We start from the raw sequence: 9,670 nt of genomic DNA, 5'->3' as shown, positions 1-9,670 counted from the left end.
CCATCGGGTACTTCACGCCCAATCAACGAGAACGTATGTACTACACAGCTGCGTGATTTTCTCGATTCTATGTGTCCAATCTATTGACAGCGGTGCACTACTTCTTATTTCGGATGCGGGTTATTCCGCGAAATCATGGAATGAAGTACACACATAATAAAAAGCAGGCCCTTGATTCTTCTCGGTGGATTCAAGTTTTTTCGAAAAGAAATGATTGCATTGCAATTATAGCTAATCATGATCCCGCTATTCAGCTAGGTTCTTACTGATGCGAGCTATGCGCGATTTCCCTAAGTGTCATTCAACTATCCTGTCAGTTAGATTCTTCTAGTTAATAAACAAGAATTCCTTACCGGTAAGGAAGCTAAGCAACAATACGGATTAAAGGCTGATCTGCCGTAAGTAAAAGAATGCTCTTGAATCGTTAAGCTAACTGGCAGTTAAACGCAAGATTTTCAGGGAGGTGGATGTCATTGAATGAGAGCATTGCGAAAACCCTGCTGGAACAATATGTTGCTGGTTGGAAAGCAGCAGAGATTGAAACCGTGCTTAGCACACTTAGAGAAGATTGTATTATAACAGAATGTTACGGACCCATATACAGGGGGCGGGACAAGGTTCAGCTATGGATGGAGAAGTGGTTCGGAGAAGGCAATCGAGTTCTTCAATGGGATATTCATTCCATCGTATTGGGACAGGATTCAGCCGCATTCGAATGGGGTTTTAAATGCTTGTGGCACGGTAACGAATCCTTCTTTGAAGGAGCCACTATCGTACGTTTCAGAGATGCAAGAATTCAATCACTCCGAGAATATGCGACTACCGCACAGTTATACGAGTGGAATGGAATGTGGAGAGAATAAACCCTTGCACATTGTTGCGTTAACGGATAACAAGAGCATAATCTCCAAAATCACGAGACTGCCGCGGGACAAACGAAACGGCAGTCTCGTTGAGCTATTTATAAGTAAATTGTTTACAATAAAAAATCCTTTCGAAACGATGGTGATGAAACAATGGCCAAGCAAGTTGCAAATGTGAAAAAGGCTGTTATCTCTCAATTACTATCATCATTAGTTATGCTGCAAGATGCAATAAATAATTGTCCGGATGACCTGTGGGACCATCAAGGACACGAAAACAAGTATTGGCACATTGTTTATCACACTTTATTTTATACGCATCTTTATTTAAGCCCTTCGGAAAGCAAGTTTAAAAATTGGGAAAAAGCAAGGAACGAATATCAATTTATGGAGGCAGTTCCTTGGCCGCCGTATTATTCACCGAAAATTGAACACAGTTATACTAAGGCAGACCTTCTCGAGTATCTTGAAAAGATTAACGGAGAAGCACCAAATCAAATAACTCAAGATGATATAAATGCTAGTTCCGGGTTTGATTGGCTACCATTTAGCAGAATGGAATTGTACATATATACGATCAGACATGTTCAGCATCATACTGGACAACTTATAGAAAGACTCAGGAATGCCGGTGTGAAAATCAACAGGTGGGTTGTGGCAGAATGATACAATTCACAAACGGATGCGAGAGTTCAAAAATGCAGCAAGATGCTGCCGTGGGAAGGAACGTTAGTGTTTCTGAGCTAATTGGCAGATAGTTAAATTTACGAAAGGGCTGCGTCACGGCAGCCCTTCGCTGCGCTAACGGATAACGATAGCATCATGGAACAAGCTGCCGGTGTCAAATCGGTAGCTTGTTATGCTAACTGGCAGATTGGTTCAGTGAAACGTTTTCGCACGCGAATATGCGAAAAAGGTGCAGGACAGAGTCATTCGATCAGAAGAAAATTTCCGGCACTATGTGCTTACGGGGCGTATGCTTGACCCGAAACTTACACTATCCCAGGTCATTGCCGTAAGGTTTTCCTCGGATGAACAATTTCCGGAGTTATGTTCGCGAGCCATACAGGATCATCTGAGTCTGGATGACATCAAGCGGTCGATCATGACTTGGAAGCCGGATTACCTGCGGGTCTAAATGCGATGAGGGGAAGATGAGAAATGGAGAATCAGCCTACTGGAAAAACAGAAATGCGCGTTGTCTGTGCCGGATGCAGTATCACCCGAGGTCAAGTTAGTATCGACTATGTAGAAATGCTGCGCCGTCGATTCGCTGGTCGCCCCGTCACATTCGCTAATTCTGGGGTCAACTACGATGTGGCCTTTAACCTACAGGAACGTTTAAACGAAGTGATCGCCCAAAACCCGGATATTGTCACCATACTGATCGGAACAAACGATGCCAACTCGACGCTTAGCCCGAAGAACAGCCGATTGTTACGTTTCCTCAAAAAACTTCCAGTCATCCCGTCCCCTGATTGGTACAAAGAGAACCTGAATATCATCGTGAAGGAACTAAAGGAACGAACGAACGCACACGTAGCTCTCCTGTCCCTACCGGTCATCGGAGAAGATGTGGACTCCGAAGCGAATAGACGAACCGGGGAATATAGCGCAATCATAAACGACGTCGCCAAATCACACGGAGTGACCTATTTGCCATTGAACGAACGGATGAAGGCGTATCTGCAATTGCAAAACAAAACGTCAAGTTTTCCGTACCGGCCGGGTCTATACCAGTCGTCGACCGCTTCCATGCAGCATTTCATGTTAAGACGCGATTTGGACACGATCTCTTCCAGGCGCGGCCTGCAATTGACAATCGACAATATTCACTTAAACAGCAGAGGTGCCGGCATGGTCGCAGATCTGATCGAGTCTTTAATCATTAAACAAACGGGGAATGGAGTCACACCGTTGAAATACACTAACGGAGACGATACTTGAATGGCAGAAAAAAGCAGGCCAAGACTGTATTGTTCCAGTTATGGCCTGCTTTTTGTGATGTTCCACAAGAATACATTGAATACATGTAAACAATGTGCAGAGCCTTATATTTATTTCAACGAAATCTTTGGTTAATTGTTTTTGAACTGCAGTATAATAAAGCTCCGACAATAAGTTATTGTCTACATAAAAAAATGATATGAACATTAATATCCCATCGCTCAAGCACATAACCATAGCCTCTAATTTATCCTATTTTAACCAAGCTCCGTGATCTTACACGGTAATTGAATTTATTTTATGATTTAACTTTTAAGGTTCAAATGTAAAAAAAATCGCCCACACGATTGGGGCGATAGGAGTATTACTTATCGTTGTCGGTTGATACCCAAAAAACAATCTGATTGCGAATAAAAGCGTATCGAAGAGGTGGCCATCTTTTCTGATGAATTTGTGCACACCTCTCCACTCGAAACTAAGGTACAAGTAGAATAGTAAATATCAACAGGGATATTTAATTGTCATTATATCCGTCGACTATTAAGTCAAGTTTTCCAGTTTCCGGATCGATGACAAGACCGTGAACTGGAACGTTTTCCGGTAAAAGAGGATGGTGTTTGACCGTTCTAACACTTGATTTTACTGATTCTTCGACGCTGTCGAATCCATGTAACCATTTTTGTAATTCAATTCCGGCACTTTCTAGGGTATCCATCTTTTCTGATGAAATTCCCCTTTCCTTCATTTTTTTAATTGTTTCACCCGGATCAATAACACTCATTCCACAATCATGATGACCTATTATAAAAACTTCATCGGCATTTAATTCATATACCGCTACGATAATACTGCGCATGACGCTTCCAAATGGATGTAAAACAATCGCGCCTGCATCTTTTATAATCTTGGCATCTCCGCTCTTTACATTCAAAGCCCGGGGCAAAAGATCGATAAGCCTAGTGTCCATGCAGGATACAACTACAATTTTTTTGTCCTTATTCCGGGCACCCTTATATCTTTCATATTCCTTATTCTCGACGAATCCTTGGTTAAAATTAAGAATCTCATATAATTTTTCCAAATCGATCACCTCATTATTTCTTCTAACCAATTAATTATAGTATACCAGTTTTACTAAATGAATTCTTAAAGTTTCATATCCTTTTTATCGAAAATCTTTAACCTAAACTACCAATCCTTAAAGTAAACCAACAAACGGCTGTTAGGATCTGAATAAGATACCCTGTGCTTTAAGCCTAGTTTATTTGCTCAAAACAGAAAACTGTCCTGCAATTTTTTCGGAAAATTCATGTTCTTCTTATAATGAAATCAGCAGGTTCACTTTTTATTTTGTGTTTTTATGATCAAGGTGAATAGCTCTGTGTTTTGCTGCTGAAAAGAATTATAATCATAAAGAATAGCAATTCTGGCGGACGTTTCTTTTGACGATAAATAGAACCTTTAATGACCTATCCTCATGCACACATCAAGGTTTTTGCAAAAGGGAGGTACATACAAATGAAAAATTTAGATACAGTTGAATACGTAGTTAGGGTAATGCTTCAAGGCGGAGTCAGTCTGGATAAGATAATTTCTGTATCCCACGAATTAGGCAGTATGTTTGGTGTTTATTCTAAATATGATGCTGAAATGTTGGTTCGAGAATGCCTTAAAAAGTACGAAAATACCGACCAATTGTAGGTTTTTTTTATAGTTCTTGGATCCGAACGGGAACCTGGAACAAATAGTGTGGAAAGTGGTGCCCCCTGAAGGTTTAGTGAATATCGCTTCCTTGAGGGGGCACTTAATCTGCTCTCGATGTGTTTGTTTTTATTTCTTGGAGAAAAAACTTGCTGAACGCATTTATGTTATCACGACGTGGATTTTCACTACTTGACGCCTTGGGACAGCCATTCTGATAATTCTTCAAACCAATCATAATAGTTACCCGGAGGGTAAGAACGTTTGAGATAATCTAATCCACCATCAATTGAAACTTTCCCACACATACATGTTTTGAAATCGTCTCTGGACCTAGACTCGATGATGTCATTACAGGATAAGCAGCGTATAGCGTTTCTTTTAATTTGCATAAAATCATCTCCAAAAACGATGTCTTCAACAATTAATTATACCTCGGATCCTCAGGTTTTTACAGAAAAGTTGACCGATATTTTCCGGAGGGGCCCGCCTGTCTTTCCAACAAGGGTTCCAGAAGTTAAGGTGTGTCTCATATAATGTAAGCGGGTCTCTGACACGTTCGAATTGCCGGTCGGAGACAGTAGTACAAGGAGGTAATGGCTGATTCCATCGTCTTTTTTTAATTTCAAATGGGTCAGAAACTACGCAGACCCTTTGTTATCCTAAGTGCATAATTGGTTGATAAATGCACAGTCCATATTTATGCACAGTTTTCTATGGCGACTAAAATCTCTATGATTCAACATTTGATGCGGTATGTTGAATTATGAACATTTTTGTTTTTGTAGATATCTTCGTCCCGACGATTTGAAAAGCCACGGCAAGTTTATCGCCGAGCATAGCCTGCCTTACTTGCTGCTCTCCGACCCCGACCATCAGGCGGCAGAGCTGTTCGGCGTCTGGGGACTGAAGAAACTGTACGGCCGAGAGTATATGGGACTTATCCGTTCGACGTTTCTGCTCGATGAAGAGGGGCGGCTCGTGCAGGAATGGCGCAATATAAGAGTGAAAGGGCACGTACGAAACGTGCTTGATGCTGTCAAGGCGATGGACGGGGCACACTCGGGTTGACGTCATGACTGATTTGGCCAACGGAAGGAATTACGCGAAAACAGTTGCAAGAAATACTCGGCTTAGATAGGGCTACTATAACAGGTACACAGCAAATCATGGTGAATTCGGGGGTTATGCGGCAAAAACCGTGCGGCGATTTTTCCATTTGGTTCAAAGCCGCAATGGCTTCATCGGCGCTTAACAGAATTTCTCCTGTTCATGATGCTGATGGAAACGATTTTATTGAGTGACAAGGAAAACCTGCCGCTAATTTCGACAAATTCCTCCGTTGCATGGACATACTGCCGAATTTACAGGAGGTTTTCCCGCTAACCCGCCTTAATTCGAGATTCTGGTCGAAATAACTGGAGGATTTCCCGCAACAGCATAATGGATTTACCGATTTTCTTACCATCGGCTATAGAAGAAATGCCGCACGGCTCGCCAATTGGCGCCGGGCGGCATTTTGGCGTTTGGCGGGGCGGGGACGGGCTGCATTACTTTCTTTCGCGTACTAGCATACTTGCGAATCGGCCCCCATATACTCTATCAGCTTCATCAATTGATAGAGACCCGGAGGGATCGACGATGCTCCAATTGCCGTACCCGTCTCGCCGCCGCGGCGGGACACTTGTCCGCCTTTTCGCGTTGCTGTTCTTGATTGCCGCCTTGGCCGGAGCGGCAGCTCTGCCCGCGTACGCCGCAGCCGATGAAGAGAGCGGCCGGCTGTCCGATGGGGACCAAGCCGTATTTCATGCCCTCGCTTCCGGCAAAAAGATCATGCAGCCGCACGACTACACTGCGCCGAAAAGCCCGACCGTCTATTTGACGTTCGACGACGGACCGAGCAAGCTGACACCGCAAGTGCTGGACATTTTGCAGGAAGAAGGCGTGAAGGCGACGTTTTTCGAACTTGGCGAACAGGTCCGGGAATATCCCGACATTGCGAAGCGGGTCGTGCGCGAAGGGCATGCCCTGGGCAATCATACATACGACCATGTCTATCAATCTTTGTACGGAAGCTTTGCCGAGTTTTGGCGGCAGGTGAAGGAGACCGACGACATTTTCGCCGGTACGGTCGGGTTCCGGCCCCGGCTCCTGCGGGCGCCAGGCGGCACGGCGACGAACTTTGACGCGTTCTACTTCTATTTTTTGGATCAGGCGGGCTTTACGGTTTTCGATTGGAACGTCGATAGCGGAGATTCGAAGCGGGCGAACGTACCGGCAAGCGAAATGATCGATACGATCAAACGTGGCCCGTTCGCGCACGAAGTGACGGTGCTCATGCACGACGGGACCGGCCATGCGCAAACGGTAAAGGCGCTGCCGGACATTATCAAGCTGTTTAAAGACAAGGGCTATACGTTCGCGACGCTGTCCGAGCAAGTGAAGCCGGAGCAGTTCGCCGTAACCAAAACAAAATGGCCGCGCGCCATGCCTCCCGGCAAGTTCGCCAAGCTGGCTGCGGACGTTCACGGCTTTAATCCGGCCTGGCAAGATCAGGCCAAACCGGCATCGCAGCAAGTGAAGCCCGTCTCCCCGCCGCCGGCGAACGACGTTCCGCTGCAGCTGCGGTTCGGCCGGGCCCATGCGGTGCTCCCGCCCGGAAGCTATGATCTGGAGGAAGGAACGCTGTATGTGCCGCTCCGTTTTTTGGCCAGCCGCCTCGGCGCCTCCGTCGCTTGGGACGACCGGACGCGGACGGCTACGGTGCGGGCCGGTTTGCGCGAATTGAACTATGAGCCGAACACGGGAACGATCCGCGCCGAGGTCGCGGGGAAGCCGTCAGCCCGCATCCCCTTCGCCGATATGAAGCTGGCCGCAGGCTCCATTTTCGTGCCGCTTAGGGCGACGCTCACCATGCTCGGAGGCGCGGTCGGCGGCTATTCGATGCTCCGGGACGACCGGTATGTCGACATTCGTCCGGGTTTAGGCGCCTATCCTGCATTCTTTACATCTCCGCTCTATTAAATCTACGTCTAAACTCTCTCACTGCTGGCAACACTGCTACTAGAGTCATTAATCTGGTAGGAGGCTGTGCCATGTCGCCTTTTTGGTGGGAACAACCAAGCGCAATGATCGAACGGATCGTACAGCAAACGGAAAAAATCATTTACGGCAAAAGAGACGCGGTGGAGAAAGCCGTCATCGCCTTGCTCTGCGGCGGCCACGTGCTGCTCGAAGACGTGCCGGGCGTCGGCAAAACGATGCTCGTCCGCACCTTATCCCGCACCGTAGGCTGCAGCTTTAAGCGCATTCAAGGAACGCCCGACCTGCTCCCGTCCGACATTACCGGGGTGTCCGTATACAACCGGCGTACGGGGGATTTTGAATATCGGCCGGGGCCGTTGTCGAGTTCCATGGTGCTGGCCGACGAACTCAATCGCATGCCGCCAAAAACGCAGGCCGCTCTGCTGGAAGCGATGGAGGAAGGGCGCGTTACTGTCGACGGTGTAAGCTATGAGCTGCCGAAACCGTTCCTGCTGCTGGCAACGCAGAACCCGATCGATTTCGAAGGAACGTATGCGCTGCCCGAAGCGCAGCTTGACCGTTTTTGCTCCGCATTTCGCTCGGGTATCCGAGCGTGCAGCACGAGCTGCAGCTGCTGAGCAGACTTGACGACCGTCCGGCGGTGGAGGCGCTGAAGCCGGTGCTGCTGCCAGAGGAACTGCTCCATTTGCAAAATGAAGCGAGGCGCGTGCACGTCGACGATTCGCTGAATCGGTACATCGTCGCGCTGACGGCGGCGTCCCGCGCGCATCCCGACGTGGAGCTCGGCGCCAGCCCGCGGGCTACCGTTGCCCTGTACAAGGCGGCGAAAGCGAAAGCTTATTTGCAAGGCAGAACGTATGCCATTCCCGACGACGTCAAAAGCATGGCCGAACCGGTGCTGGCGCACCGGCTGCTGCTGAAGGCGGAAGCCCGCCTCGCCGGCCGGACGCCGGAAGCGGTCGTCCGCGCCATTGTGCTCGCGCAGCCGATTCCGTCGGCTTCCTCGCCGTCGGCGGCAGGATGAGGGGGCGGGCGCTCATGATTGCGGCTTCGTTTTGGAAAACGCTGCTCGCCCTGCTTTCCTGGGCGGCCGCCGGGGCTTTAGCGGTTCAGTATGGCGGATACGCCGCTTGGTTCGTATTCGATGCGCTGACGGCAGCTTTCGCGATAGGGCTGGCCGTGCGGCTCGGCGCGCTGCATCGCATTGAGGTATGGCACGAGCTGTCGGCGGCGCGGCTGCTCGAAGGCGAGGAGCAGACGGTAGCCGTGCGGCTGCACCACCGTTCCTTCGTCCCGGTGCCGTGGCTGTTGCTGGAAGAACATTGGAAACGAACCGGAGAGGCAACAAGCCGTACGTATCGCAAGCTGCTATTTCCCTGGTTCCGTAAAACGCTTGAGTACCGGTATACCCTCACCGGTCTGCCGCGCGGGGAGTACCGGCTCGTCCGCGTTGTTGCCGCCGCTGGCGACGGCATCGGATGGCTGCCGGAACGGCGGAAAGTCGCAGTATTGGCAGGGCGGCCGCAAGCCGGGATGTTGCCGGAGGGGGGAGGGCGCCGCGGCGGTGTCGTGGCGGGCTCGGCCGCGCATGCCGGACATGGTGCGAATCCAGCTCTTGGCGCCGGCGTGGGCCCGGCTTTCGTCGCTTATCCGCGCGAGACGCCGCTGCGCATCGGCGTAGGGTACGGCACGGACGAGGAAGGGCGTCCCCTGCCGGGGGCGCGCACGCCCGCAGGCGGCGGGGTGCTGGCCGCTCTGCGCGATTATGCGGCGGGCGACCCGCTCGGCCGCATGCATTGGAAGGCGACGGCGCGGCGGGGCAAGTTGACCGTCAAGGCGCCGGAGCCGCATGAGCAGCAGCAAGTGCTGCTGCTGCTCGACACGTCCGCAGCGACGTATGCCGCGCTCGCGGGCGCCGGGCCGGAGGCCCTCGAGGCGTCCGTCCGGGCCGCGGCCGGACTGCTGCGGGCGTGCAGCGAGCGCGGCTTGGCGCTCGCGCTCGCCTGCTGCGACGGCGGCGCTCCCGTCGCCGCCGGCAGCGGCCCGCGCGGCCGCGAGCTGTTGCTCGAGCGGGCTGGCGCGCATAGACGGCAAAGGCGCCGTGCGCTTGCGAC

Annotated in this window: 9 protein-coding genes and 2 pseudogenes; 9 read left to right on the top strand and 2 right to left on the bottom strand. The window is 50.1% G+C overall.

Annotated elements, in window-relative coordinates:
• Positions 1-473 precede the first annotated feature (473 nt).
• From SD70_RS31670 to SD70_RS31660, 4 genes and pseudogenes are all read left to right on the top strand, one after another.
• Entirely contained in the window at positions 474-863 is a 390-nt protein-coding gene (locus SD70_RS31670) for a nuclear transport factor 2 family protein (protein ID WP_041052584.1), read from the top strand.
• 153 nt (positions 864-1,016) lie between these two features.
• Positions 1,017-1,529, top strand: a complete 513-nt coding sequence (locus SD70_RS31665; protein WP_041052583.1) for a DinB family protein — start codon at positions 1,017-1,019, stop codon at positions 1,527-1,529.
• A gap of 235 nt (positions 1,530-1,764) precedes the next feature.
• A pseudogene (locus tag SD70_RS40595) lies at positions 1,765-2,001 on the top strand (DUF6526 family protein); the annotation flags it as partial.
• Between the two features lie 23 nt (positions 2,002-2,024).
• Positions 2,025-2,810, top strand: coding sequence for an SGNH/GDSL hydrolase family protein (locus SD70_RS31660; RefSeq protein ID WP_052488113.1), 786 nt, complete (start codon positions 2,025-2,027; stop codon positions 2,808-2,810).
• A gap of 514 nt (positions 2,811-3,324) precedes the next feature.
• On the opposite strand, the gene SD70_RS31655 is transcribed toward SD70_RS31660, so the two are convergent.
• Positions 3,325-3,891: a beta-class carbonic anhydrase gene (locus SD70_RS31655; RefSeq protein WP_041052587.1), complete on the bottom strand. Its 567-nt coding sequence runs from the start codon at positions 3,889-3,891 to the stop codon at positions 3,325-3,327.
• 437 nt (positions 3,892-4,328) lie between these two features.
• Between SD70_RS31655 and SD70_RS31650 the strand changes: the two genes are divergently transcribed.
• Positions 4,329-4,511: a hypothetical protein gene (locus SD70_RS31650; RefSeq protein ID WP_041052582.1), complete on the top strand. Its 183-nt coding sequence runs from the start codon at positions 4,329-4,331 to the stop codon at positions 4,509-4,511.
• Between the two features lie 188 nt (positions 4,512-4,699).
• Here the strand turns inward: SD70_RS31650 and SD70_RS40700 are convergent, their stop codons facing one another.
• On the bottom strand, positions 4,700-4,903 hold the full coding sequence (locus SD70_RS40700; protein ID WP_082053800.1) for a DUF7695 domain-containing protein: 204 nt from the start codon (positions 4,901-4,903) through the stop codon (positions 4,700-4,702).
• Between the two features lie 415 nt (positions 4,904-5,318).
• Between SD70_RS40700 and SD70_RS31645 the strand changes: the two genes are divergently transcribed.
• The 4 genes and pseudogenes from SD70_RS31645 to SD70_RS31630 all read left to right on the top strand — a co-directional run.
• On the top strand, positions 5,319-5,582 hold the full coding sequence (locus tag SD70_RS31645) for a peroxiredoxin (protein ID WP_331436867.1): 264 nt from the start codon (positions 5,319-5,321) through the stop codon (positions 5,580-5,582).
• 570 nt (positions 5,583-6,152) lie between these two features.
• Positions 6,153-7,535, top strand: a complete 1,383-nt coding sequence (locus tag SD70_RS31640; RefSeq protein WP_052488110.1) for a polysaccharide deacetylase — start codon at positions 6,153-6,155, stop codon at positions 7,533-7,535.
• A gap of 71 nt (positions 7,536-7,606) precedes the next feature.
• Positions 7,607-8,580: pseudogene (locus tag SD70_RS31635) on the top strand (AAA family ATPase).
• A 14-nt stretch (positions 8,581-8,594) separates the two neighbouring features.
• On the top strand, positions 8,595-9,670 hold a 1,076-nt coding region (locus SD70_RS31630; RefSeq protein ID WP_041052581.1), incomplete at its 3' end, for a DUF58 domain-containing protein.

Source organism: Gordoniibacillus kamchatkensis (genome assembly GCF_000829455.1).
In the GTDB taxonomy this organism is placed as follows: domain Bacteria; phylum Bacillota; class Bacilli; order Paenibacillales; family NBRC-103111; genus Gordoniibacillus; species Gordoniibacillus kamchatkensis.
Note: the sequence above shows the minus strand (reverse complement) of the source record. Positions and strands in the feature narration are given on the sequence as shown.